This is a genomic window from Agromyces sp. NPDC004153, assembly GCF_053603635.1.
This window is the reverse complement of record NZ_JBSGFY010000002.1, coordinates 356,958-380,754: the sequence shown is the minus strand read 5'-3', so window position 1 is coordinate 380,754 and position 23,797 is coordinate 356,958. Positions and strand designations below refer to the sequence as shown.

The following is a 23,797-nucleotide window of genomic DNA, read 5'->3' as shown; positions in this document are numbered from 1 at the left end:
GGCGCGCGCATGTTGCTCGCCAATAATGTGTGCCCATGGCGACGAGAAGAGCCTTTCAGGCGATTCCGAAGGACGGCGTAGATCCGACTGTCTACTCCCGACTCAAGACCGAGGAAGCGTCCGAGATCGCCGCCGCGAACGCGAACGCTCGCGAATTCATCAGGGGCCTGGGAAAGTCGGACAAGGCGGCTCGGACCTGGCGATTGATCTTGATCGGCGCAATCGGCGTGGCGCTCGTTGCTGGCGGCGTTTTCCTGGCCTGGCGGGCAATCGAGAGCGAGAATATTGCCGCCGGCATCGCGGCTGCAGCCGTGGTGGCCGTGCTTGCCGTCGCCCTATTCCTGAACCCTCTCCAGACCATCGAACGCGACATCGTTTATCGGCGCTGGTCCGACACGATCATCGCGAGTTACTACGCGCAGATTGCGGACGACACGGCTGATCTCCGCGATCTTCGACTCGCTGGTCGCCGAGCGTCGGAGCAGTTCGCGTTGCTGGCAGTCACTCACGAGAAGGTCGCCACCGGATCGGCCGCTGCCATCACGGCGATCATGCAGGGCGTCCTATCTGCGGGGACCGACGGCGAAAGGGAGCCCGACGATGCCGAAGTGACGACGATCACCGTCACGCCCCCAGCGGACCAGACGAGCACCGTGAACGAAGACATCCATGCATTCGCGGTCAAGGCGCTCGGACCCGACGACATGGAGTATTCGTCACTTGGGCATCCGGGTGGCACTAGCATCAACGCGAGTACGGGAAAGTACTCGGGCAAGCCCACAGCAGCGAGCTCCGACCCATCAATAGTTACGGCGACGGTCGCGTCTGCGAGCCTCGGCAAGGAGTCGACGGTCCAGTTCGCGTGGACGGTCAAGGATCCCTGACGTGGACGTGGATGCTGCCCCACGCAACCCGGTCGAAAGTCGGGCGCCCATCGATCTGAGGGTCGAATTCGCGCTGAGCGGTGCTGGCGGCACGCGCGCGACGATTCGCCGGGGCGATGATTCCTCCGCGGTCGAGGTGATCGTTCCTGATATCGCCCTTGGTGGCTCCAGGATGGCGACGCGTGATCTGTCTGCTCCTGCCGCGTCACCGAATCGCTCCACCCCAGACCTCGAAGGACTGGGCACTCGCCTGTTCGAGGCCGTCTTCAAAGCCGACGCCCGCAAGATCTACGACAAGGCGCGGGCGGATGCTGCAGCCCCGGGATCTCGGGTTCGGGTCACCCTCGACTTCCAGTCAGCGCCGCAGCTTCTGGCGATTCCGTGGGAACTGCTCTACGACGACCCGCTATACCTCGCTACTCAGCCGGACATCACCATCCTCCGGGAAGTGAAGACCAACCGCCGAAGTGATCCGCTTCTGGTGTCTGGAATGGTCAGGATCCTGGGCGTCACCTGCAGTCCCAGCGACATGGATGCGCTCGACACAGCGGCAGAGCGCGAGCGCGTGGAAGGCGAGCTCGAGGAGTTGACGCGGACCGGGCTCGCCGATATCACGTGGCTGGAGCCTCCTACTGTCGATGCGCTTCAGCAGGCGTTGCGGGGCGGGTTCCATATCCTCCACTACATCGGACACTCGCGCGGCCCGGCGGCTGCTGAGGCGGCGCTGATCCTGGAGAAAGAGGATGGCCGATCCCACCAGGTCACGGGATCGATCCTCGCGAACATGATCGGAGGGGCGACAACCCTTCGGCTGGCCTTCCTGAACTCGTGCCAGAGCGCAACGGTTGTCCCCGGGGATCCATTCAGCGCGATCGCGACGAAACTGATCGCAGTGGGCATCCCGGCCGTCGTTGCGATGCAGCTGCCGGTTCTGGACGACGCCGCGGTGGTCTTCGGCGGGGCGTTCTATCGAGGCCTCCTCCTGGAGGAGGCTCGGGTCGAAGAGGCCGTGGCGAGCGGGCGTCTCGCCCTCTTGAGGTCAGGCTACGACGTGGACTGGTTGGCTCCGGTGTTGTTCGTCGACGCACCCGACACCGAGCTTCTCGACCTGTCGTTGGTCGGCTGGTACACGTTGAATGGCACAGAACCCCAGAAGCGGCCGGATTCAAAAGGCCGACCGTCGTATGGGGCCGGGTTCCTCGGCCTGAGCGTTTTCGACAACCTCTCCCGCGCCCTGGCGTTGCTGGGCCCCGACGCTGAGGTCATGGAGTACGAGGGCCAGACGCATCGCCTCTGGCGATTTCAGGATGCCGCGAACGTTGCCGTCTCGTCGCGCGACGACCTGATCACCAGCCTGTCCGTTAATATCGACGCCGACCATCCCGGCGACCTTCGGCTCTGGCTCCCGGGTGGACTGCTCCTCGGCCGGGCGACACTCGCAGACACTCGGGACGCGATGCGGACCCTCAGCCGAGAGTACGGCGCCCGCGTCGGCAACGTGCCGCTCGAGGCGGTCGACATCGAGCCGATCGAGCCGAGCATCACGCGAACGATGCCGGAGAACTTCCTGATGGAGAGCTGGAAGTACGTCTTCCCGTCTCCCGAAGGCGGGATCAAGGTCACATTCGGGACATCGACCGCGGCCGGGAGGTGGCGCGAGACGCCATCGTGGTTCAGCTTCGACATGGACGTCCAGCATCGCCTCATCAGCTCATGCGAATTCGCGACACGTGGACCTGATGAACGCATCTAGCCGGGATCTGCGCTACGGTGGAGTTGGCGGCTGCGATCGTGGCTCTGCTTGGAGCTGCCGACCGTGACCGACGAGGTTGGGTACGAGTCGATGAAGTTCCGGCGTGCGCAGAACCTCGGCGCCCTGCTCGCCGCCAGGCTGAACCCGTCTGAGCTGGCCGAGGCCCGCAATTGGTGGACCCTGGCAGAAGCTGGGGACGCCACCGCCCAATACAAGCTCGGAAACCTGCTCGCCAGCAGGCTGAACCCGCCTGAGCTGGCCGAGGCCCGCAGCTGGTATACCAAGGCTGCCAAAGCCGGGAACACCGACGCCCAGTACAACCTTGGGATCCTGCTCAGTGAGGATCTGGACCTGCCGGAGCTCCCCGAGGCCCGCAGCTGGTATACCAAGGCTGCCAAAGCCGGCCACACTTGGGCCCAGCACAACCTCGGCGTCCTACTTGCAGACATGCTGCACCCGCCGGAGTTGGCCGAGGCCCGCACCTGGTACACCAAGGCTGCCAAGGCCGGGGACGCCAGCGCCCAGTACAACCTCGGGGTGCTGCTCGCTAAAAGGTTGGACCCGCCGGAACTGGCCGAGGCGCGCACCTGGTATACCAAGGCTGCCAAAGGCGGGCACACCAAAGCCCAGGTCAACCTCGGGATCCTGCTCAGTGAGGATCTGGACCCACCGGACCTGGTGGAGGCACGCACCTGGTTGACTCGGGCTGCCGATGGCGGAAACACCGATGCCCAGTACAACCTTGGGGTCCTGCTCATTGAGGATCTGGACCCACCGGAGCTTGTGGAGGCACGCACCTGGTGGACTCTGGCTGCCGAAGCCGGGGACACCGGTGCCCAGTACAACCTCGGAGTCCTGCTCGCGCAGTTGTTGGATCCGCCGGAGCTGGCCGAGGCCCGCACCTGGTGGAAGAGGGCCGCCCGGGCCGGCCACGCCGGCGCACAACATGCACTGGAGCGGTTCAGAGCTGATTGACCCGCTTGGAAACCTGCTCAGTGAGGATCTGGACCCGCCCGAGCGGGCCGAGGCTCGCAGCTGGTACACCAAGGCGGCCTATGCCGGGCACACTTGGGCTCAGCACAACCTCGGCGTCCCACTTGCAGACGTGCTGGACCCCGCCATCCGCCAGCGCGCTACGCCGGCGGCGGTGTGATGCCTCCGGTATCATGCCTTAAGCAGTCCTCTTGGCTGAGGAGGTGCAATACGCCACCGACTACCGAAGTTGTTTTCGTACGGAGAAGCATCAAGGGAGCACAGGGTGCGCTGGAGGCGCCGACGTCGCGACGAGGAGGGACGGCTCGCCAGCGCACTTCTCAGTGATCTTCAGTATGGGAGCGCGCATCTTGACAGAGCCCGGCGTACTGGGGCGTACGACGACGCCGACGCTGCCGTCCGCCTGCTGAGGAGCGCGGTTTCGAACCCCCTGGCCGACGGCGCCTTTCTTACCGGCTATCGCACCACGCTTGCCGAGGCCCTGCTGCTGCGGGCCAACCTTGCCTCGTCGAACTCCGACCTCGACGAGGCCACCGAGGTTCTCGCGCTGACAGCGGCCGGCCCTTATCTCGATCCCGAAGCCGAGGTCCGTACACTCTGCGCCGTCAGCGAGCTGCACGACGCTCTCGCGAGAGCGAATTCCAACCCGGCTGAGGCCGACGTGGCGATCGAGGTTGCCCGCCGCGCGGTCGCAGCGCTCTCACCGGCTCATCCGGAGACGCTCAACCGGGTCGCCCGCGCACTGGAACGCCGGGCCGACATGAGCGGCGATCGGGCCGATTTCGACGAGGCTGTTGCGACCTACCGGCTCGCCTTGGAGCGAGCCGAGAGTGAGGAGCCATCCATCCGTGTAGCCGCTGCCGTGGACCTGGCTGCCGCGTTGGGCAGGCGCTACGAGCGGTACGCAGAGTTGGCCGACCTCGACGAGTCCATCGGTCTGGCGGCCAATGCCAGTGCTACCGCCGAGACCGAGGCGGAGCGCGCGTCGGCACTGCGAACGCTCGCGCAGGGTAGTGCTTATCGCTACTGGCTCCTTAAGCGCGCCGATGACCTGCGCAGTGCGATACGCAACTACCGCGACTTGCTGCAGAGCGGCGGCAGGTCACGCCGGGAAATCGCCGTCGACGCAATGGGCTGGGCAAACCTCGCGATTGTGATCGGCGGCCATTACGACCGCGACGACGCCATCACCAGCGCCGAAGCTGTTCTCAAGGTTCTTGCCCCCGGGGATCCTGGCCGCGATCTCGCGCTACACACTCTCGGGATCGCGCTCTTCGACCGCTGGACCGACGAGCACCGATCGGCTGACCTCGATCGAGCCGTCGAGGTGTTCCGAGCAGCCGCTTCCGCTGACCCGCACAGCTGGGTCGCCCGCCACAACCTCGGTGTCGCCATGCTCGAGTCTTCGCGGTCGCGCGACAACCCTGACCTCACTGAGGCGGCGGCCGTGCTGACGGGCAACTTCGAGCGCGGAGTCGACAACTCCGCGGCCGCGCTGCTCTCCGCCCAAATTCTCGGCGATGCCGCGGCCGAACGCGGGGAGTGGGCGCTGGCCGCGGAGACGTACCGCTCCGGACTGGTCTCCGCACAGCTACTCGTTGACGGCCAACTGGGGCGAGAGCATAAGGAGGGCTGGCTGGCAAAGGTTCAACAGATGCCGGTCGAAGCGGCCTACGCGGCCATGCGGGACGGCGATGCGAGCCAGGCGGTCTGGTCACTTGAGACCCACCGGGCTCGCCTGTTAACCGAGACACTGGCGCGCGAAGCGGCGGAGCTGGACCGCCTCGACGCACTGGGCCACCAGGACCTGCGGACCCGTTTCGAGGAGTCGGCTCGACAGTTGGCTGTGCTGGACGAGCTGGCAGCCATCGAGCCGGCCCTGCCCTGGAGGGCGGGCGAGATCGCCACCCGTCGGCAGGCCAAGGCCAGCTATGACGACGCACTTGCCGAACTCGGACGTATGGGTGCAGATCTGCCCTCGATGCTCGGGCCTGCCGGTGTGGAGGAGTTGCAACGCAAGATCGGTGGTCAGCCCTTCGCTTTTGTCGGGGCGAGCCGACACGGCGGGTTTGCGCTGCTCCTCATCGACGGTCGGATCGAGACGCTCGATTTCCCACACCTCACCTCAGCTGCGACCGCCGACCACGTCGGACGCTTCCGGCAGGCATATGGCGGCCCGCCGGGATCGTGGAGGTCCGAGCTGGGCTCCCTGCTGGCCTGGGCGTCAGACGCCGTCATGGCGCCTCTCATCGACGCACTTGGAACGCCCACTGAACTCAACCTCGTCCCGGTCGGATATCTCGGGCTGGTCCCACTCCACGCTGCCCCAGGGCCGCAGGGCGAGCCCGTCCTCGCCGCGACCGCGCTCAGCTACCAACCCAACCTGCGGTTTCTGAGGCGAGCTCAGCGCCGGGCTGAGAGGTCGAGACCCCTTCAGATCGCTCTCGGTGTCGACGGCTTCGGCGACGGTCAGCCCCGCGAGCTCGAGCGCGTGAAGGACATATTCCCCGAGCTTCGCATGCTGCGCGCTCATGCAGCCACTGCCACTGCGCTTCCGAACGAGATCTCGCGCTGCGGTCTTGTCCACTTCTCATGCCACGCCCGCTCGGACCTCGTAACACCACTAGACAGCGTGCTCGCCATCGCGGACAGCGAGATCGACCTGCGTTCGATCCTCCGGATGGACCTCAGCGGTGTACGGCTGGCGGTGCTCGCCGCATGCGAGACCAACCTAGCCGCCAGCGGAATCCCGGACGAACCCGTCACGCTGCTGTACGGGTTGCTCGAGGCTGGTGCCGCAGCGGTCGTGGGCTCGCTATGGCGCGTGGACGACAGTGCCACAACCGTGCTGATGAACCGGTTCTACGAGGAGCTCGCGCTCGGCGCGACAGCACCTGCAGCGCTAGCCCGTGCCCAAAACTGGCTTCGTTCCGCCGATCGCGCGGAGCTCTCACGAGCAACCGAGGGCTGGCCGCCGACCCTTCGTTCCGGGATCGAAGACCTCGCGACCCGAGTCCAACGCGATCTCGGCGTCACCGAAGGCGACCCCGGCCTCGACGCTGAAGCGGCGCCCTTCGCCGACCCGTACTATTGGGCGGCGTTTGCCCACGTCGGAGCATGAAAGGTACCCACGATGGATGAGCACGCCCGCATCGCCCGAAAGCTAACGCTGGATGCGAGCTCTCCCGATGGTCGACAGAGATTCGAAGCGCTCAAGGAGATCAGATCGATGGTCGAGTTGTTCCCGACGGAACTCAACTACCGCATTGCGCTTATCTATGCCCTTGAGATCGGAGGCTCCTGCCAAGAGGCGATCACCCAGGCCAAGATGCTCGAGGAGCTGGATACCGGCACTCACGAGGTCGAGTACTGCCTCGCTCAGGTGTACTTGAATTGTGGTCACCCAACATCGGCCCGCCGCCACGGCTTGGAGGCTCTGCGACTCGCCCGCTCGGCGGAAGATCACCAGGATGCCCGCGACCTCCTCCGGCGAATCGACACTGCCTGACGCCGGGATGGAGCGTTAGTCATCTGAGCCACCCTGCAGGAGGTCGAGGTCACGATCGGCGTTCGGGACAAGGACGACAGCAAGGCAACTTACACACGCGGATGCCGGAGCACCCGACGTGGCATTCATCGACGACAACCGTGTCAGGTCACCTCCGGGAAGAATCGGTGTTCTTCCGATGGGCTTCCGTGTGCTCGGCCCAGCGACGGTCGCCGTACAACGAGATGCCGTCCTTGTCGAGCTGTCCGTCGAGTGTTTACGGGTTCGTCATTGCGTGTCTTCTTGCGCGTGCGCTCCGCAGTGGACGCACCGCGTCGGTTCGTACCGTTCGGTGTACTCATGGACAGACCCGGGCGTCTGGGTACGTGGACCAAAGTTGCAATCAGTTGTTTTTGGATCGTGTGAATGCCTCCGCGCTGTGGGGCCATCGATGCGTCGCACGGTTCTTGACCCCAAGCATTGCGCCCGATGACCCGGTGCTGCGAAGTGCAGCGCGGAGTTCGCCCCACTGCCCGAAGGCGGGTGCCAGGCAACTGCGGCCTCTTGGCGGCTCTTTTCATCCACAGAGACCTGCATCTGACGGCAACGAGCGACCACGGCCGACCCCTGGATCAGCCCGCGCTCCCTTACAATTGCTGGCATCCACAACCGAACACGTGCGCCAAGCCACTGTGCAGAGCCGTCAGGGGGTCAGGGGTTCGAGTCCCCTCAGATCCACCACTTGAACGGAATGGCCGGTCGCGGAAGCGCCGGCCATCGTCGTATCCGCGGTCTGCGCAGACACCCAGCGAGCCCGCGTTAGGCTCGAAGCGTGGACCTCCGAGACATCCCGCTCACGACCATCGACGGCGAGACGACGACCCTGGCCGAGTACGACGACCGCGTCGTGCTGGTGGTGAACGTCGCCTCGCGGTGCGGGCTCACGCCGCAGTACGAGAAGCTCGAGGCGCTGCAGCGCGAGTACGGCGACCGCGGCTTCACCGTGCTCGGCTTCCCCTGCAACCAGTTCGCCGGCCAGGAGCCGGGCAGCTCGGAGGACATCAAGTCGTTCTGCTCGATGACCTATGGCGTGACGTTCCCGCTCATGGCCAAGGTGAAGGTCAACGGGCGCAAGCGGCATCCGCTCTACGTCGAGCTCACGAAGGTGCCGGATGCCGCGGGCAAGGCCGGGCGCGTGACCTGGAACTTCGAGAAGTTCGTGCTGCTCCCCGACGGCGAGGTCGCCCGGTTCCGTCCGAACGTGCAGCCCGACGACCCCGCGGTGCTCGCGGTCATCGAGCGAGGCGTCGCGGAGGCCGCGGCCGCCTGACGCGCGAGGGCGTCCGGGCGGCGCGTTTCCTTGACCCCTTCGCCGGGCCGACCCACAATTGGGGGGTCCGGCAATGCACGGGAAGCGGGGGAGCCATGACCGACGCGTACTCACGTCAGATCGTCGACCAGGGGGCGCAGGCCGGCTATCCGGCCCAGCAGCCCGATGACACCGTGGTGATGCCCGCGGGTCCCCAGCCCGAATCCGGCGGCGGATCCTCGCAGCGCTCACCGTCGCGCGTCTGGGGTCGCGACCTGCGGTTCATGCTCGTGGTGCTCGTGGGCATCGTCGTGCTCTTCCTGGCGTTCGCGCTGCTCATCGCGTTCAGCCCGACCGGCGCCGCGATCAGCGCGCTCGCGGTCATCGCCGCGCCGATCGCCACGATGGTCGCCGCCTACTACGGGATCTCGCTGGCGCTGCGCCAGGTCGCCGACGCCCGGGCCACCGCCGAGGCCGCAGAAGAGCGCGCACGCGCCGCGGAGTCGAGCGCACGGGACTCGGACTCGTGGGCGGCGCAGATGGAGTCCGGCCTCCGGGTCGCAGTCGCCAAGCTCCGGGCCGCCGGCGAGAGCACGCGCGACGTCGAACGCGCAGCGGGCACGCCCGACGACTTCTTCTGATCCCCCTGATCGACGGATGCCGCGGCGGCCGCCTCGAGCCCGGCGCCGCGGCATCCGCCTGCCCGGCGACGTTCGGCCGGGCTCAGCGGGAGGAGGCCGGACGGCCTCAGAGGTCGGCGAGCACCGACACCGGACGCTCGATGCAGCGCGCGACGAAGGTCAGGAACGCCGCGGCCTCGGCGCCGTCGCACACGCGATGGTCGAACGAGAGCGTGAGCTCGGTCACCGTGCGAACGGCCAGCGTCCCGTCGACGACCCACGGCCGCTCGACGAGGCGCCCGATGCCGAGCATGCCCGCCTCGGGGTGGTTGATGATCGCCGCGGAGCCGTCGACGCCGAGCGTGCCGTAGTTGTTCAGCGTGAACGTGCCGCCGGTGAGCGCCGAGGGCGGGAACGCGCCCGACGCCGCCTCCTCGCTGCGCGCGCCGATCGCATCGCGCAGCTCGCGCAGCGACATCGTGCCCGCGCCGTGCACCACGGGCACGAGCAGGCCGCGCGGCGTCTGCGCGGCGATGCCGAGGTTCACGTCGCCGTGCAGCACGATCTCGTCGCGCTCGGCGTCGAAGCTCGAGTTGAGCAGCGGATGCCGCGCCAGCCCGGCCACGATGAAGCGCGCCACGAGCGCCGTGACGCCGAAGCGCTCTCCGGTCGCCTCCTGCAGCTGCCGGCGCGCCGAGAGCAGCTCGGTCGCGTCGACGTCCATCCACACGGTCGCCTCGGGGATCTCGCGGCGCGACCGCGAGAAATGCGCCGCGGCGGCGCGTCCCATCCGGTCGAGCGGTACGCGGCGGTCGCCGGCCGGCCCAGGCGTCACGGCAGCGGATGCCGCGAGCTCGCGTTCGGGCGTCGCGGACTCGGCGACCGTGGCCTCGGGTGCGGGCGTCGGCGCGCCCTCGAGCTCCTGCACGTACGCCTCGACGTCGCGGCGCATCACGAGGTGGTCGGGGCCCGAACCGTCGAGCTGGCTCGCGTCGAAGCCGTGCGCGCGGGCGATCCGGCGCACGATCGGGGAGACGACGGGGGAGCGGCGAGCCGGGTCCAGTCGGGCGGGCGCCGGCCCGGTCGCGGTGCGGCCGGCGCTGCCGGATCCGCCCGAGCCGCCGGCGCCGCCTGCGCCGGTCCCGGCGGGGCGCCGGCGACGCCCGAACCGCGTGGGTGCCGCGGCAGACCGCTTCGTCGCGGTCGTGGCCTTCGTGCCGTAGCCGATGAGCACCGCGCCCGACTCCTCGGAGGCGGCCTCGGTGGGCACGGCGATGCCGGGCTCGGCGGCGACCGGTGCGGGAGCGGCAGCCGTCGACGCCTCGGCCGCGGGCGCGACAGCCGTCGACGCCTCGGCCGCGGGCGCGGCATCCGATGCCATCTCGGCGCCGACCGGGGCGAGCGTCATGAGCACGTCGCCCGCGTGCAGCACCTGGCCGACCTCGCCGCCGAGCGTCTCGACGACGCCGGCGAACGGCGTCGGCAGCTGCACGACCGACTTCGCGGACTCGAGCTCGACGACGGGCTGGTCGATGCCGACCTCGTCGCCCGGCGCGACGAGCCAGGCGACGACCTCGGCCTCGGTGAGGCCCTCGCCGAGGTCGGGGAGGATGAAGTCGCGGCCCATCAGTCGTCCCACTCCCACGTGTCGAGCGCGGCGAGCACGCGGTCGGGCGTCGGCAGGTGGTACTCCTCGAGCTTCGGCGACGGGAACGGGATGTCGAAGCCGGTGATGCGCAGCACGGGCGCCGAGAGCCAGTGGAAGTTGCGCTCGGTCACCCGGGCCGCGACCTCGGCGCCGTAGCCGCCGAACTGCGCGGCCTCGTGGATCACGGCTGCCCGCGAGGTCTTGCGCACGGATGCCCCGACGGTCTCGTCGTCGAAGGGGGAGAGGCTGCGCAGGTCGACGACCTCGATCGACAGGTCCTCGGCCGCGGCGGCGTCGGCCGCCTCGAGGGCGGTGCGGACGGTCGGTCCGTAGGCGAGGAGGGTCGCGTCGGTGCCCTCGCGCACCACGACGGCGCGGTCCATCGGCGCGGTGCGCACGGGCAGCGACATCTCGGCCTTCGACCAGTAGCGGCTCTTCGGCTCCATGAACACGACGGGGTCGTCGCTCTCGATCGCCTCGCGCAGCATCGAGTACGCGTCGGCGGGGTTCGACGGCATCACGACCGTGAGGCCGGGCGTCGACGTCCAGTACGCCTCCGAGGAGTCGGAGTGGTGCTCGACGCCGCCGATCGCGCCGGCGCACGGGATGCGCACGACCATGGGCAGCGTCATCCGGCCCTTCGTACGGTTCCGCATCTTCGCGACGTGCGAGACCATCTGCTCGAACGCCGGATAGCTGAACGCGTCGAACTGCATCTCGACGACCGGGCGCATGCCGTACATGGCCATGCCCACCGCGGTGCCCACGATGCCGGACTCGGCCAGCGGCGAGTCCCAGATGCGGTCCTCGCCGAAGCGCTCCTGGAGTCCGTCGGTGACGCGGAAGACGCCGCCGAGCGGGCCGACGTCCTCGCCGTAGACGACGACCCGGTCGTCAGCCTCCATGGCGTCGCGGAGCGCGGCGTTGAGCGCGCCGGCCATCGTGAGCTGCGTGGGCGCGGATGCCTCGGGGGCGTCGGGCTTGGTCGAGGTCGCGGTCATCGGGCGGCTCCGGCGTGGTCGGCGGCGGCGTGCATGGCGGCGTCGGCGAGCTCGGCCTCGAGGCGGGCACGCTGCTCGAGGAGCGAAGCGCGTTTCCGGCCGTACACGTGGTCGAAGAGCTCCAGCGGGTCGAGCTCGGCCTCGGCGGTCATGACCTCGCGCGTGTGCGCCGCCACGGCCTCCGCGGCATCCGCGATCTCGGCACGCGCCGACTCGCTCAGCGCACCCTCGGAGACGAGGTACTTCTCGAGGCGCTCGATCGGGTCGCGGCGCTTCCAGTGCTCGACGTCGCGGGAGTGGCGGTAGCGCGTCGGGTCGTCGGAGTTCGTGTGCGCCTCGATCCGGTAGGTGAGGCCCTCGATGAGGGTGGGGCCGCCGCCGGCGCGGGCGCGCTCGACCGCGGCGTGCGTCACCGCGTACATGGCCGCGACGTCGTTGCCGTCGACGTGGTAGCCGGGCATGCCGTAGCCGACCGCCTTGTCGGCGAGCGTGGCGGCGCGGGTCTGGCGCGAGACCGGCGTCGAGATGGCGAAGCCGTTGTTCTGGATCAGGAAGACCGTCGGCGTCTGCCAGACCGCGGCGAAGTTGAACGCCTCATGCGCGTCGCCCTCGCTCGTGGCGCCGTCGCCGAGGTACGTCATCGTCACGATCGGGTCCTGCCGAAGTCGGGCGGCGTGTGCGAGCCCCACGGCGTGCAGCGCCTGCGTCGCGAGCGGCGTCGCCTGCGAAGCCGTGCGGTGCGCGTGCTGGTCGTAGCCGTTGTGCCAGTCGCCGCGGAAGGAGGCGAGGATGTCGCCGGGCTCGATGCCGCGGGTCAGCAGCGCGATGCTGTCGCGGTAGGTCGGGAAGAACCAGTCGCGCGCCTCGATCGCCGAGATGGCGCCGATCTCGCAAGCCTCCTGGCCGTACGCGGAGGGGTAGGTGGCAAGACGTCCCTGCTTCGTGAGGGCGGTGACCTGCACGTCGAATCGGCGTGCGACGACCATGCGCCGATACAGCTCGACGAGCGTCTCGACGTCGGGCAGCTCGAAGCCGCCGGCGGCCGCGCCGTGCACCGCGTGGCCGGCGTTGTCGAGCAGCCGGATCGGTTTCTCGGACGGGAGGGCGCGGACGCCGTGGTGCTCGACATTGAGGCTCATATGGCCATGGTGCGCCCATCCGGAGGCCCTCGCTGGGCGTCCCGGACAAGCGTGAACGAACGGCACTGCCAGCGTGAAACGGTTGCCGTTCGTCCGCCGAGACGGGCCTCAGGTGCGCCAGATGTCCAGGGTCTGCGCGGGCGGATGTCCGTCGAGTTCGGCGAGGATCAGGTGCGACCTCGTGGACACCACGCCGGGCATGTCGTGGATGTCGCGGAGGATCGCCTGGCTCAGCTGTTCATGGTCGGGCGCGCTCACGGTGAGCATGATGTCGATGTCGCCCGAGACGGCCTGCACCTTCTCGACGAAGGGGAGGGTGGCCAGCTTCGCGGCGATCTGCTCCCACGACACCTCGCCGATGCGCACGACGACGAGCGCCGAGATGTTCAGGCCGATCGCCTTGCGGTCGATCTGCGCGCCGAAGCCCGTGATGACGCCGCGCTTCTGCAGCTGCTGCACGCGATTGTGGGCGGCCGTGCGGGAGATGTGCACGCGCTCCGCGAGCGTTCGGACGGAGAGGCGACCATCTCGGCTGAGCTCCGCGACGATGCGCCGATCGATGCTGTCGAGCGGCTCGTTCCGGTGCGGTGCTGGCTGGGTCATCGTCGTCCTCGGTGCTCAAGCCCAGCGTAGCGGCTGCGACGCCCGGTGCGACGGAGGGATGCGCGCATGGGGGCGTGCCTGACGGCCCGGGGAAGCAGCGGCCAGACGGCGCCGATCCCGCGGATCCAGCCGTCCGCGACGCGCTCGGTGCGCGGCGTCCATCGGAAGCCGTACGCCTCGCGGACGGGCGCCGGCAGGAGCGCCGCGGTGAGGAGCCGCACCGGGGCGAGCAGCGTCGTCGCGCCCGCCGGGAAGCCGGCCTCGCGCGACAGCAGCGCGCGCGCGACCGCACGGGCCTCATCGCCCACCGCCAGCCGCTCGGAGCGGTCGGCCCACCACGCGTCGAACTCGGCTCGCGTCTCGGGCCATCCCTCGCGCGTCGCCTGGAGGCGTTGGCCCACGGCGGCGTACCCGCGCACGATCGCGTCGCCCGTCGCCTCGTCGACCGGGCCCCAGAGCCGTTCCCGCAGCTCGAGCGCCACGGCCGCCAGCGTCGAGGCCACCCAGCGCTGCGCATCCGCGTCGAACGCGCTGTAGGCCGGGCGCCCGTCGCCCGCGGCTGCGCGCACGGGCACGTGCGCCGCGTTGACCGCCCGCACTGCGGCACGCACGGTCTCGTCGTCGCCGAACCCGATCGCGTAGATGTAGTCGAGGGTGCCGACGAGGCGATCGAGCGGGCGCGTGCGGAAGTCGCTGTGCCGCACCACGCCGTGGGCGATCCGGGGGTCGGCGAGCTGCAGGAGGAGGGCCGCGCCGCCGCCGAGCAGCAGCACGCCCTCCGCGCCGTGCCGGCGGAACACCTCGAGCTCGTCCTGGTCGCGCATCCGTACAGTCTGTACTGCGCGGGCGGGCGTCTCGTACCGACCGGCCGGTCAGTACCAGTTGACCGCTTCGGAATGAGCCCACGCCGCGCACGGCGAGCCGTAGCGGGCGTCGATGTACCCGAGGCCCCAGTTGATCTGCGTGGCCGCGTTCGTGCGCCAGTCGGCTCCGGCGCTCGCCATCTTGCTGCCGGGCAGCGACTGGGGGATGCCGTACGCGCCGCTCGAGGCGTTGTAGGCGTTCGCGCGCCAGACCGACTCCCGCGTCCAGAGCAGGTCGAGGCACCGGAACTGGTCCGAGCCCCAGCCGTACGCCGCCATGCGGCTCGCGGCGTACGCCTTCGCCGCCGCCCGGTCGACGACGACGCCCGGCGGTGGCGGTCCAGTGCTGCCGCCGCTCGACGCGCCGGCCGCTGCGGCGGCGGCAGCGGCGGCGGCACGGGCGGCCTGCTCCTGGGCGACCTGCTCGCCGATCCGGTACTGCCGCTCGAGCTCGACCGTGCGGTCGCGCAGGCTCGCGAGCTGGGCGTAGAGCGTGTCGAGCACGCCCTGCTGCTCGACCACGCGCGCCTCTGCCGCCTCGTGCGCCGCCTCCGCCTCGGCGGCGGCCGCCTCGGCCTCGGCAGCGAGTCGGGTCCGCTCGGACTCCGCGACATCCGCCTGCTCGCTCAGCGCCGCGGCATCCGCTCGCGTGGTCTTCGCCTGTGCGGCGACCCCGCCGTAGAGGTCGGCGAGCTGCGCTGCGCGGGAGAGCCCCATGAGCAGGTCGGATGCGCTGCCGTCGTCGAAGAAGAGCCGCAGCCCGACGTCCGCGCCGCCCGAGCGGGCAAGCACCGCGCTCACGCGTCCGAGGCGGGCGGCGGATGCCTCGGCTTCGGCCGCGGCGGCGTCGGCCTGCGTGCGGAGTGTCGTGGCGCGCGTCTCTGCGGCGGCGCGCGCCGACTCGGCGGCAGCGGATGCCGCGGCGGCCACGACGGCGGCGTCGCCAAGGCGTCCGGCCTCGGCCTCGAGCTCGTCGACGAACGCGGTGATCCGCGTCGCCTCGGCCTCGCGGGTCGTCACGTCGGCCTTCGCGGCCTGCACCTCGTCCCAGGTCGGATAGTCCTCGGCGACGGCCGGCACGGCGGGCAGGGCGAGCACGGCGAGCACCACCGCGATGCCCGCGACCGCCTTCCCTCCGATTCGCACAGGACCCCCTCCGAGCCCCGCGAGTCTACCCACGAGCCTGCTCGGCGGACGTTCGGACACGCAGCGTACACTCGGGCCGGTGCGAACGACGAGAACGACGATCCTGCCGCTGCTGGCCGTGGCCGTGCTCGCCGGTACCGCCGCCTGCGTCGCGCCCGCACCCGCCGCGCGGACACCGGAGACGGCCGCGCCGTCGCGGTCCGTCGATCCCGTCGGCGACTGGGTCGACGAGCGGATGTCGCAGCTGACCACCGAGCAGAAGGCGGCCGCGCTGCTCATGCTGCACGCCCCGGGCGTCGATCCCGCGCCGCTGCGCGCCTACGTCGACCAGGGCGTGTCGGGGCTCATCCTCATGGGCGACAACATGCCAGCGACCCCGCCCGAGCTGGCCGAGCTGACGGCGTCGCTGCAGGCCGATCCCGAGGCGCCCACGCTCATCGGGATCGACGAGGAGGGCGGCGAGGTGCAGCGACTGCCCTGGGACGGCCAGCCCGGCGCGGACGTGCTCCGCAACGAGCCGCCCGCGGCATCCGAGGACGCATTCGCCGCCCGCGCCACGGCCCTCGCCGATGCGGGCGTCTCGGTGAACTTCGGGATCGTCGCCGACGTCACGCCCGATCCCGAGTCGTTCATCGCGGGTCGCATCCTCGGGACGGACCCGAGGGCCGCCGCCGATCGCGTGGCCGCGGCCGTGTCGGGTGAGCGCCACGTCGTGGAGAGCACGCTCAAGCACTTCCCGGGCCATGGCGCCGCTCCCGGCGACTCGCACACGAGCATCCCGACCGCGCCGCTCACGATCGACGAGTGGCGGGCCGGACCGGCCGTCCCGTTCGAGGCGGGCATCGACGCCGGCGCCGAGCTCGTGATGACGGGTCACCTGGCGTACCCGGCGATCGACCAGGCGCCGGCGTCGCTCTCGGCGGAGTGGCACCGGATCCTGCGCGACGAACTGGGCTTCGACGGCGTCGTCGTGAGCGACGACATGCTCATGCTCCAGCGCAACGACCTGCCCGAGTACGCCGATCCGGGGGAGAACGCCGTGCGCGCGGTCGCCGCGGGATGCGACCTGCTGCTCTACGTGCTGCCCGCCGATCCGGCGGAGGTCGGCATCTCGGTGGACGGCCTCGTCGGGTCGCTCACGGGCGCGGTCGAGTCGGGCCGCCTCAGCGGGGAGCGCCTGGACGATGCGGTCGAGCGGGTGCTGACGCTCCGTCGCACGATCGCCCTCGAGGAGACGGATTCCGGGTCCGGGGAATAGACGCGACATATCAATGCGTTCGTATCGAGTGTGGCTGATCCGGCCGCACGAACCGAACACGGAGAACAACGCACTATGACGAGCACCGCCACGATCGAGATCCCCGGCTACCGAGTGGGCACCTGGAAGGTCGACACCGCGCACAGCGAGGTCGGCTTCAGCATCCGTCACCTCATGATCAGCAAGGTGAAGGGCAAGTTCGAGCGCTTCGACGCCACCTTCGTCACGGCCGAGAACCCCCTCGACTCCCAGGTGACCGCGTCGGCCGAGGTCGCGTCGATCACGACGAACGAGCCGAACCGCGACGCGCACCTGCGCACCGGCGACTTCTTCGAGGCGGAGTCCCACCCGACGATCGACTTCGTCTCGACCGGCGTGCGCGTCGAGGGCGGCGACTTCAAGGTGGACGGCGACCTCACCATGCGCGGCATCACCAAGCCCGTCACCTTCGACTTCGACTTCGGCGGCTTCGGCGGCGACCCCTACGGCAACTACAAGGGCGGCGCCACCGCGAAGGCCGTCGTGAACCGCGAGGACTTCGGCCTCACCTACAACGCGGCGCTCGAGACCGGCGGCGTGCTCCTCGGCGACCACGTCACCATCACGCTCGAGCTCCAGGCTGCGCTCGAGCAGTAGTCCGACGCGTGCGAACGGGCGGTGCCGGCACTCGGCGCCGCCCGTTCGGCGTTCGGGGGAGGGGGAGTGCCGGTCGACGGCTCAGGCGGTCGTGACGGCGTCGAGGCGCTCGCCCGTGAAGCGCGCCCACCTCGCGACCGCCGGGCGGTAGCGCGCGGGCTGCAGTTCGCCGTCGAAGCCGTGCAGGGCGACGGATGCCCCGCCTCGCGCCCGCGCGACCTTCCACAGCCCCTCGACCACACCGCCGGCGACGAGGATCGGCTGGAACACGCCGTTGCCGCCCGGTACCACGCGGCCGGCGTGGAGCGGCTCGCAGACCGGCGCGCGGTCGCGGTAACCGAGGAAGTACTCGTCGAACGCGGCGAGCGCGAATCGGCCGGCCGGGCGCGGCGCCGCGGCGTCGGGATCGCCCGCCCAGCCGGCGTCGGCGACGACGACCCGCTCGGCGTCGAACGGCACGACCGCGTCGCCCGCGGCTGCGAGCGCCGTGCGCGCGTCGCCGAGCGTGAGCCCGGCCCACCAGGCGAAGTCCTGCACCGTCACGGGCCCGTGTCCGGCGACGTAGGCCGTGAACAGGCCGGCGAGGATCTCGTCGCGCTCGGGCAGGGCGACCTGCTGCGGCGCCCAGTCGTCGAGCAGGACGAAGCGCTGGGTGCGGCCCTCGACCGGTCCGCAGCAGATCACGGCCTCGAGCGCGATCCACCAGATGAGGTGGTACCCGCGTTGGCCCGCCGTCGAGATGCCGGCCTCCTCCCATGCGCCCGTCAACTCCTCGCGGGACATCGCACCGTCGGCGAGGACCCGCTCGGCCACCGCGCGAGCCCGCAGGTAGGTCTGGTCGTCGAGCCCGAGCGTGCGGTGCGTCAGCGCCGCCCGTCGCAGCTCGCGGGGGCCGGTGATCGACAGGATCGGTCGGAGCTGCTCGGTGGGGAGGATGTGCAGCGTGCCCCGCATCGGCCAGGAACGCACGACCTCGCGCGACTCGAGCGCCGCGTCGACGTCGGCGGCGACGGAGCCCGGGACCCGTGCGCCGAGCACCCACTTCGCCGCGACGAAGTCCTGCGCCTGCACGGCACCCAGGCGCCGCACGGCGTCGGTGATCGACGGCAGCCCGTCGCGGAGTCCGTGCGCGGCGAGGCGGGCCGCCCGCAGGCGGGCCGTGCTGGCGGGCTTCGGCATGTCTCGAGTCTGGCGGATGCCGGCGACATCCGCTCGGCTGATCGTCTCGCCCGCCGCCGGTCGTCCGGGCGTGCTGCCGATCAGCTCGGGGCGGCCACCCATGCCATCGGCGATAGACTGGGCGGCTGTGCCGCTCGGCACGTCGCCCACCACCCGTTCCGCCCGGAGGATCCCTTTGCTCGCCGTCCATGATCTCGAGATCCGCATCGGCGCGCGCGTGCTCATGGAGCACGTGGACTTCCGCGTGTCCTCGGGTGACAAGGTGGGACTCGTCGGCCGCAACGGCGCAGGCAAGACCACGCTCACGAAGACGCTCGCGGGCGAGACCCTGCCGACGGGCGGGCGCATCGACCGCTCGGGCGAGATCGGCTACCTGCCCCAGGACCCGCGCTCGGGCGATCCCGACATGCTCGCGCGCACGCGCATCCTCGACGCGCGCGGACTCGGCTCCCTCGTGCTCGGCATGCACGAGGCATCCGTGCAGATGGGCAGCGACGACCCGGCGGTCGCCGAGCGCGCGATGAAGAAGTACGGCAACCTCACCGACCGCTTCACTGCGCTCGGGGGCTACGCCGCCGAGGCCGAGGCCGCGTCGATCGCGTCGAACCTCAACCTGCCCGACCGCATCCTCGACCAGCCGCTGAAGACCCTGTCGGGCGGCCAGCGCCGCCGCATCGAGCTCGCCCGCATCCTCTTCTCCGACGCCGAGACGATGATCCTCGACGAGCCCACGAACCACCTCGACGCCGACTCGGTCGTCTGGCTCCGCGAGTTCCTCAAGGGCTACAAGGGCGGCGTCATCGTGATCAGCCATGACGTCGAGCTCGTCGGCGAGGTCGTGAACCGGGTGTTCTACCTCGACGCGAACCGCTCGATCATCGACATCTACAACATGGGCTGGAAGCACTACCTGCGCCAGCGCGCGGCCGACGAGGAGCGCCGCAAGAAGGAGCGCGCCAACGCCGAGAAGAAGGCCGGCGTGCTGCAGCTGCAGGCGGCGAAGTTCGGCGCGAAGGCCTCCAAGGCGGCCGCCGCGCACCAGATGGTGGCGCGCGCCGAGAAGCTCCTCGCCGGGCTCGAGGAGGTGCGCTCGGTCGACCGGGTGGCCAAGCTCCGCTTCCCGACGCCGGCGCCCTGCGGTCGCACGCCGCTCACCGCGAGCGACCTCTCGAAGAGCTACGGCTCGCTGGAGATCTTCACCGCGGTCGACCTCGCGATCGACCGCGGCTCGAAGGTCGTCATCATCGGGCTCAACGGCGCGGGCAAGACGACGCTGCTCCGCATCCTCGCCGGCGTCGACGAGCCCGACACGGGCGTCATCGAGCCCGGACACGGCCTGCGTGTCGGCTACTACGCGCAGGAGCACGAGACGCTCGAGGTGAAGCGCACCGTGCTGCAGAACATGGTGAGCGCGTCGCCGAACCTCACCGAGACCGAGGCGCGCAAGGTGCTCGGCTCGTTCCTCTTCACGGGCGACGACGTGCACAAGCCCGCCGGCGTGCTCTCGGGCGGCGAGAAGACCCGCCTGGCGCTCGCGATGATCGTCGTGTCGGGTGCGAACGTGCTGCTGCTGGACGAGCCGACGAACAACCTCGACCCCGCGAGCCGCGAGGAGATCCTCGACGCGCTCGCGCACTACGAGGGCTCGGTCGTGCTCGTCAGCCACGACCCCGGCGCGGTGGAGGCGCTCAACCCCGAGCGCGTGCTCATCATGCCCGACGGCACCGAGGACCACTGGTCGCGGGAGTACCAGGAGCTCATCGAGCTGGCGTGAGCATCAGGTCAGCGCGGCGCGAAGCGACGCGCTTCCGCACGCTCCATCACCGCCGGTCGAGCACCTCGTCCTCGAGGTCGGCGTCGGCGTCCTTCCGCTCCCGCTTCGGGCGTCGCGTCGCCCGCACCGGAGTGCCCGATGCCGGCTCGCCGGACGCGGTCGCGGCATCCGTCGTCGCACCCGAGGCGGCGGATGCCTCGGCGAGCCCCTTGCGCTCCTGGTTCGCCGCCCACGCGAGCCCGGCGAACCCGAGCAGCGCGAACACGAACCACTGCAGCGCATAGGAGAGGTGCGGACCCTCGTCGCGCACCGGACGCGCGGCCGCGAGGGGTGGCTCGTCGGCGTCCTCGCCGCGCTGCACGAGCAGGCCGTACGCGCCCGTATAGGTCGGCCCACCGATGCGCTCCGCGAGCTCGTCGAGGTCGATCGTGGCGAGCTCGTTCCCCGTCGACGTGCGCCCGGCGATCCGGCCCTCGCCGGCCTTCAGGCGCGCCTCGACGTCGACGCGCCCGGTCGGCGGCGCCGCGTACTCGCTCGGCCGACCGTCGGAGTCCTGGGCGATCCAACCGCGGTTCACCATGAACACGGTGCCGTCGTCGAGGCGGAACGGCGTGATCACCTCGAAGCCCGAGCTGCCCTCGAATGGGCGGTTGCGCACGACGACCTCCTCGTCGGCGAGGAACTCGCCCGAGAGGGCGACGACCTGCCAGCGCTGGTCGGCGTCGAATCCGGCCGGATCGGGCAGGGCCTCGGCCACCGGTACCGCCTCGGCGTCGTAGTTGGCGTCGATCCGGGCGACCTCGGCGAGCGCCTCGGCCCGACGGTTGAGCTGCCACGTGCCGAGCGCGCTGCACGCGATCGCGAACACGATCACGAGCGCCAGGTAGCCCGCCCACCGCGACGACCTGAGGAACGACCATTCGCTCACGGCTCAGCCCCCGCCGTGGCATCCGTCACCGGGTCGAAGGCCGCGACCCGCACCGGGAAGGACCGCGCCTCGAGGAACCCGCGGAGGTACTCCACGTGCTCGTCGCACGCGAGCCAGGTCTTCCACCGGTCGCCGGTGTGGATGCGCGGGTTCTGCCAGTCGATGCGCCAGATCGCGGGCTCACGGCACGCGGCGCGCGAGCAGACGTCCTGGGCGGGTTCCGCCCCGAGGCCGCCGATCACGCGGCACCGCGCTCATCGCCGTCGCGATCGGATGCCGCGGGGCCCGCGTCGTGCGCCGATGTCGGGTCGCCCTCGGGCTCCGTCGCCTCGGGCGCAGGGGCGTCGGGCGCCGGCTCACCCCACGTGCCCGCCTCGGGCGCCCCGTCCTCCGGCCGGGCGTCGCCATCGGGCGGCGTCCCGACCGGGACGATGCTGCCGGGCCGCAGCACCTCGTCGTTGCGCGTCGGACCGCTCACGTTGGCGAGCACGACCGCGACGTAGGGGAGGAACACCGCACCGGCGGCGAACACGACGAGCCACCAGCCCTGCGCGAAGAGCATGCAGAAGATGCACGCGACGCGGATGGACATCGCGATCGTGTACTTGATCATGCGCGAACGCCGCTCCGCTTCGGGCGAGGGCGGCAGCGTGGTGATCGACTGCTGCTTCATGCTGGTCGCCGTGGGTCTCGTGGCGCCCTCCTCATACCCCAAGCCTACGTCCGTCCGGCCGCCACGGATGCCCCGATCGGGAGCCTCTATGCTGGGACGGGCCGATCGGCCGGGGCATCGCCCCTTCGCAGCAGGGCATCGCCCGACCGCACAGAACGGAGTCCAGCATGACGACGAGCCGTACCGTCCTCGTGACCGGTGGCAACCGGGGGATCGGCTACGCGATCGCCCAGGAGTTCCTCGCCGAGGGCCACCGGGTCGCGGTCACGGCCCGCTCGGGCGAGGGCCCCGAGGGCGCGCTCACGGTGCGGGCCGACGTCACGGATGCCGCGTCGGTCGACCAGGCGTTCAGTGAGGTCGAGGCGGCTCTCGGTCCCGTCGAGGTGGTCGTGGCGAACGCCGGCATCACCCGCGACACGCTCCTGCTGCGCATGACCGAGGACGAGTTCACGAGCGTCATCGACACGAACCTCACGGGCGCGTTCCGCGTGATCAAGCGCGCGTCGAAGGGCATGCTCAAGGCGCGGTTCGGTCGCATCGTGCTCATCTCGAGCGTCGTCGGGCTCTACGGGTCGCCCGGCCAGGTCAACTACGCGGCGTCGAAGGCCGCCCTCGTGGGCATGGCGCGTTCGCTCACGCGCGAGCTCGGCGCCCGGAACATCACGACGAACGTCGTGGCGCCCGGCTTCATCCAGACCGACATGACCGACGAGCTGTCCGAGGCGCAGCAGGCCGAGTACCAGAAGACCATCCCGATGGGTCGGTTCGCGACGCCCGTCGAGGTCGCCAAGGTCGTCACCTGGCTCGCCGGCGACGATGCGGGCTACATCTCGGGTGCCGTCATCCCCGTCGACGGCGGCCTCGGGATGGGGCACTAGCGTCCGGCGACGTACCCCTCGCCGCGCGCGTCGCCGGCGCGGCGATGCGATGGTTCGACGATCGGCCGCTCAGCGGTCGATGCGCACCACCGAGTACTCGGTGTCGGGCGTCGGCGGAGTGCCGAAGCGCGCGTTCGGGAGGAACAGGCTCATGCCGAACCGAGCGACCGTCGTCGGCACCTGGAAGTCGGGATCGGTGATCCGGTCGACGACCGTGCCGCTCGTGCCGTCGGGGCTGAGCTGCACGACCGCGACGGTGTTCAGCTGGTTCTGCACCACGTAGAGCGTGTTCCCGACGACGAGCAGTCCGTCGCCGGCCGCCAGCGACTCCCCGCCGAGGTCGACCGCCGTCGCCTCACCCGTGGCCGGATCGACGCGGAAGAGCGTCGCGGTCGCCGACTGGATGACGAGCAGCGCCTGGTGGTCGGGCGTCTCGGTGATGCCGTTCGCATTGAATCCGCCCTGCTGCACCCAGTCGCCCGTGAGCGGCAGCGTCACGACGTCGGACGCGTCGGGGAGCGCGCCCGCCGCACCCAGCGGCACGAAGTAGAGCTCGCCGGCGAAGCTGTTCGTGAACCACGCGCCGTCGCGGGTCAGCACGACGTCGTTGATGAAGGCAGGTCCGGTCGTCAGCTGGTAGGTCTCCAGCACGTCACCCGTGGACGCGTCGACGACGCGCGCCGTGCCCGTGGGTCCGCCGGCGATGAAGAGCCGCCCGCGCTGGTCGACCTTGAGGCCGACCGAGGGCGTGCCGGGGCCCTGGAGGGTCGTGATCTCCTCGCCCGTGCGGAGGTCGAACACGTAGACGTCGCCGTCGGCGAGCGAGCCGACGTAGGCGGTGGGACCGTTGCCGATCGCGATGCCCTCGGGCTGGAACCCGTCGGGGAGGGCGATGAGGTCCTCGACCGCTCCGCCGCCCGGCGGTGCGGCTGCCTGTGCGGTGCCGACCGCGCCGACGGCGAGGAGTCCGGTCAGCGCGGCGGCGGCGAACGTACGTGCGACGATGCGACCGGACATGGGCACAG

The 23,797-nt window shown here is 70.4% G+C and carries 22 protein-coding genes; 11 read left to right on the top strand and 11 right to left on the bottom strand.

Translation table 11 applies throughout. The features are described from left to right. Nucleotides 1-35 precede the first annotated feature (35 nt). From ACWEOH_RS15745 to ACWEOH_RS15715, 7 genes are all read left to right on the top strand, one after another. Nucleotides 36-884: a hypothetical protein gene (locus ACWEOH_RS15745; RefSeq protein WP_452032560.1), complete on the top strand. Its 849-nt coding sequence runs from the start codon at nt 36-38 to the stop codon at nt 882-884. Nucleotide 885: 1 nt separating this feature from the next. Then, nucleotides 886-2,637 (top strand): CHAT domain-containing protein, encoded by a 1,752-nt coding sequence (locus ACWEOH_RS15740; RefSeq protein ID WP_452032558.1) that lies wholly within the window; start codon nt 886-888, stop codon nt 2,635-2,637. 63 nt (nt 2,638-2,700) lie between these two features. Beyond that, entirely contained in the window at nt 2,701-3,612 is a 912-nt protein-coding gene (locus ACWEOH_RS15735; protein ID WP_452032556.1) for a tetratricopeptide repeat protein, read from the top strand. 283 nt (nt 3,613-3,895) lie between these two features. Further along, nucleotides 3,896-6,751, top strand: a complete 2,856-nt coding sequence (locus ACWEOH_RS15730; protein WP_452032554.1) for a CHAT domain-containing protein — start codon at nt 3,896-3,898, stop codon at nt 6,749-6,751. A gap of 12 nt (nt 6,752-6,763) precedes the next feature. Beyond that, nucleotides 6,764-7,138 (top strand): hypothetical protein, encoded by a 375-nt coding sequence (locus ACWEOH_RS15725; protein ID WP_452032552.1) that lies wholly within the window; start codon nt 6,764-6,766, stop codon nt 7,136-7,138. An 811-nt stretch (nt 7,139-7,949) separates the two neighbouring features. Next, the gene (locus ACWEOH_RS15720; protein ID WP_452032550.1) at nt 7,950-8,447 is read left to right on the top strand and encodes a glutathione peroxidase; all 498 of its coding nucleotides are present in this window, start codon (nt 7,950-7,952) and stop codon (nt 8,445-8,447) included. A gap of 95 nt (nt 8,448-8,542) precedes the next feature. Further along, nucleotides 8,543-9,067 (top strand): hypothetical protein, encoded by a 525-nt coding sequence (locus ACWEOH_RS15715; RefSeq protein WP_452032548.1) that lies wholly within the window; start codon nt 8,543-8,545, stop codon nt 9,065-9,067. Nucleotides 9,068-9,173: 106 nt separating this feature from the next. Here ACWEOH_RS15715 and ACWEOH_RS15710 read toward each other — a convergent pair whose 3' ends face one another. The 6 genes from ACWEOH_RS15710 to ACWEOH_RS15685 all read right to left on the bottom strand — a co-directional run bounded on the left by ACWEOH_RS15710 (nt 9,174) and on the right by ACWEOH_RS15685 (nt 15,446). Then, nucleotides 9,174-10,673: a dihydrolipoamide acetyltransferase family protein gene (locus ACWEOH_RS15710; protein ID WP_452032546.1), complete on the bottom strand. Its 1,500-nt coding sequence runs from the start codon at nt 10,671-10,673 to the stop codon at nt 9,174-9,176. Then, the gene (locus ACWEOH_RS15705) at nt 10,673-11,695 is read right to left on the bottom strand and encodes an alpha-ketoacid dehydrogenase subunit beta (RefSeq protein ID WP_148734961.1); all 1,023 of its coding nucleotides are present in this window, start codon (nt 11,693-11,695) and stop codon (nt 10,673-10,675) included. Before ACWEOH_RS15705 ends, ACWEOH_RS15710 begins: the two co-directional genes overlap by 1 nt. Continuing rightward, the gene (gene pdhA / locus ACWEOH_RS15700; protein ID WP_452032544.1) at nt 11,692-12,834 is read right to left on the bottom strand and encodes a pyruvate dehydrogenase (acetyl-transferring) E1 component subunit alpha; all 1,143 of its coding nucleotides are present in this window, start codon (nt 12,832-12,834) and stop codon (nt 11,692-11,694) included. Before pdhA ends, ACWEOH_RS15705 begins: the two co-directional genes overlap by 4 nt. Before the next feature lie 108 nt (nt 12,835-12,942). Then, the gene (locus ACWEOH_RS15695) at nt 12,943-13,437 is read right to left on the bottom strand and encodes an Lrp/AsnC family transcriptional regulator (protein WP_148734963.1); all 495 of its coding nucleotides are present in this window, start codon (nt 13,435-13,437) and stop codon (nt 12,943-12,945) included. Beyond that, complete coding sequence (locus ACWEOH_RS15690; protein ID WP_452032542.1) at nt 13,434-14,261, bottom strand: oxygenase MpaB family protein; 828 nt, start codon at nt 14,259-14,261, stop codon at nt 13,434-13,436. The genes ACWEOH_RS15695 and ACWEOH_RS15690 overlap by 4 nt, the downstream gene beginning before the upstream one ends. Before the next feature lie 48 nt (nt 14,262-14,309). After that, complete coding sequence (locus ACWEOH_RS15685; protein WP_452032540.1) at nt 14,310-15,446, bottom strand: aggregation-promoting factor C-terminal-like domain-containing protein; 1,137 nt, start codon at nt 15,444-15,446, stop codon at nt 14,310-14,312. A gap of 79 nt (nt 15,447-15,525) precedes the next feature. On the opposite strand from ACWEOH_RS15685, the gene ACWEOH_RS15680 reads away from it, so the two are divergent. Then, nucleotides 15,526-16,704, top strand: a complete 1,179-nt coding sequence (locus tag ACWEOH_RS15680) for a glycoside hydrolase family 3 N-terminal domain-containing protein (RefSeq protein ID WP_452032538.1) — start codon at nt 15,526-15,528, stop codon at nt 16,702-16,704. A gap of 75 nt (nt 16,705-16,779) precedes the next feature. Continuing rightward, nucleotides 16,780-17,340, top strand: a complete 561-nt coding sequence (locus tag ACWEOH_RS15675) for a YceI family protein (protein WP_452032536.1) — start codon at nt 16,780-16,782, stop codon at nt 17,338-17,340. A gap of 81 nt (nt 17,341-17,421) precedes the next feature. Here ACWEOH_RS15675 and ACWEOH_RS15670 read toward each other — a convergent pair whose 3' ends face one another. Further along, the gene (locus ACWEOH_RS15670) at nt 17,422-18,519 is read right to left on the bottom strand and encodes a winged helix DNA-binding domain-containing protein (protein ID WP_452032535.1); all 1,098 of its coding nucleotides are present in this window, start codon (nt 18,517-18,519) and stop codon (nt 17,422-17,424) included. 175 nt (nt 18,520-18,694) lie between these two features. Here ACWEOH_RS15670 and ACWEOH_RS15665 point away from each other — a divergent pair, with 175 nt between their 5' ends. Next, nucleotides 18,695-20,293: an ABC-F family ATP-binding cassette domain-containing protein gene (locus tag ACWEOH_RS15665; RefSeq protein WP_452032532.1), complete on the top strand. Its 1,599-nt coding sequence runs from the start codon at nt 18,695-18,697 to the stop codon at nt 20,291-20,293. A gap of 46 nt (nt 20,294-20,339) precedes the next feature. Here ACWEOH_RS15665 and ACWEOH_RS15660 read toward each other — a convergent pair whose 3' ends face one another. Genes ACWEOH_RS15660 through ACWEOH_RS15650 form a run of 3 tightly spaced genes read right to left on the bottom strand, consistent with a single transcriptional unit; the run spans nt 20,340 to nt 21,894 of the window. Beyond that, on the bottom strand, nt 20,340-21,221 hold the full coding sequence (locus ACWEOH_RS15660) for an SURF1 family cytochrome oxidase biogenesis protein (RefSeq protein ID WP_452032530.1): 882 nt from the start codon (nt 21,219-21,221) through the stop codon (nt 20,340-20,342). Continuing rightward, the gene (locus tag ACWEOH_RS15655) at nt 21,218-21,463 is read right to left on the bottom strand and encodes a hypothetical protein (RefSeq protein ID WP_452032528.1); all 246 of its coding nucleotides are present in this window, start codon (nt 21,461-21,463) and stop codon (nt 21,218-21,220) included. Before ACWEOH_RS15655 ends, ACWEOH_RS15660 begins: the two co-directional genes overlap by 4 nt. Further along, on the bottom strand, nt 21,460-21,894 hold the full coding sequence (locus ACWEOH_RS15650) for a DUF3099 domain-containing protein (RefSeq protein WP_452032526.1): 435 nt from the start codon (nt 21,892-21,894) through the stop codon (nt 21,460-21,462). The genes ACWEOH_RS15655 and ACWEOH_RS15650 overlap by 4 nt, the downstream gene beginning before the upstream one ends. 167 nt (nt 21,895-22,061) lie before the next feature. On the opposite strand from ACWEOH_RS15650, the gene fabG reads away from it, so the two are divergent. Further along, nucleotides 22,062-22,772, top strand: a complete 711-nt coding sequence (fabG, locus tag ACWEOH_RS15645) for a 3-oxoacyl-ACP reductase FabG (RefSeq protein ID WP_452032525.1) — start codon at nt 22,062-22,064, stop codon at nt 22,770-22,772. A gap of 69 nt (nt 22,773-22,841) precedes the next feature. Here fabG and ACWEOH_RS15640 read toward each other — a convergent pair whose 3' ends face one another. After that, nucleotides 22,842-23,789 (bottom strand): SMP-30/gluconolactonase/LRE family protein, encoded by a 948-nt coding sequence (locus ACWEOH_RS15640; protein WP_452032523.1) that lies wholly within the window; start codon nt 23,787-23,789, stop codon nt 22,842-22,844. Nucleotides 23,790-23,797 lie beyond the last annotated feature (8 nt).

Bases quoted from the DNA above. Each gene is read 5' to 3' on its own strand.
- fabG (WP_452032525.1), top strand. From the start codon at position 22,062: ATGACGACGAGCCGTACCGTCCTCGTGACCGGTGGCAACCGGGGGATC.
- ACWEOH_RS15710 (WP_452032546.1), bottom strand. From the start codon at position 10,673: ATGGGCCGCGACTTCATCCTCCCCGACCTCGGCGAGGGCCTCACCGAG.
- ACWEOH_RS15695 (WP_148734963.1), bottom strand. From the start codon at position 13,437: ATGACCCAGCCAGCACCGCACCGGAACGAGCCGCTCGACAGCATCGAT.
- ACWEOH_RS15675 (WP_452032536.1), top strand. From the start codon at position 16,780: ATGACGAGCACCGCCACGATCGAGATCCCCGGCTACCGAGTGGGCACC.
- ACWEOH_RS15715 (WP_452032548.1), top strand. From the start codon at position 8,543: ATGACCGACGCGTACTCACGTCAGATCGTCGACCAGGGGGCGCAGGCC.
- ACWEOH_RS15705 (WP_148734961.1), bottom strand. From the start codon at position 11,695: ATGACCGCGACCTCGACCAAGCCCGACGCCCCCGAGGCATCCGCGCCC.
- pdhA (WP_452032544.1), bottom strand. From the start codon at position 12,834: ATGAGCCTCAATGTCGAGCACCACGGCGTCCGCGCCCTCCCGTCCGAG.
- ACWEOH_RS15690 (WP_452032542.1), bottom strand. From the start codon at position 14,261: ATGCGCGACCAGGACGAGCTCGAGGTGTTCCGCCGGCACGGCGCGGAG.
- ACWEOH_RS15670 (WP_452032535.1), bottom strand. From the start codon at position 18,519: ATGCCGAAGCCCGCCAGCACGGCCCGCCTGCGGGCGGCCCGCCTCGCC.
- ACWEOH_RS15640 (WP_452032523.1), bottom strand. From the start codon at position 23,789: ATGTCCGGTCGCATCGTCGCACGTACGTTCGCCGCCGCCGCGCTGACC.
- ACWEOH_RS15725 (WP_452032552.1), top strand. From the start codon at position 6,764: ATGGATGAGCACGCCCGCATCGCCCGAAAGCTAACGCTGGATGCGAGC.
- ACWEOH_RS15650 (WP_452032526.1), bottom strand. From the start codon at position 21,894: ATGAAGCAGCAGTCGATCACCACGCTGCCGCCCTCGCCCGAAGCGGAG.
- ACWEOH_RS15745 (WP_452032560.1), top strand. From the start codon at position 36: ATGGCGACGAGAAGAGCCTTTCAGGCGATTCCGAAGGACGGCGTAGAT.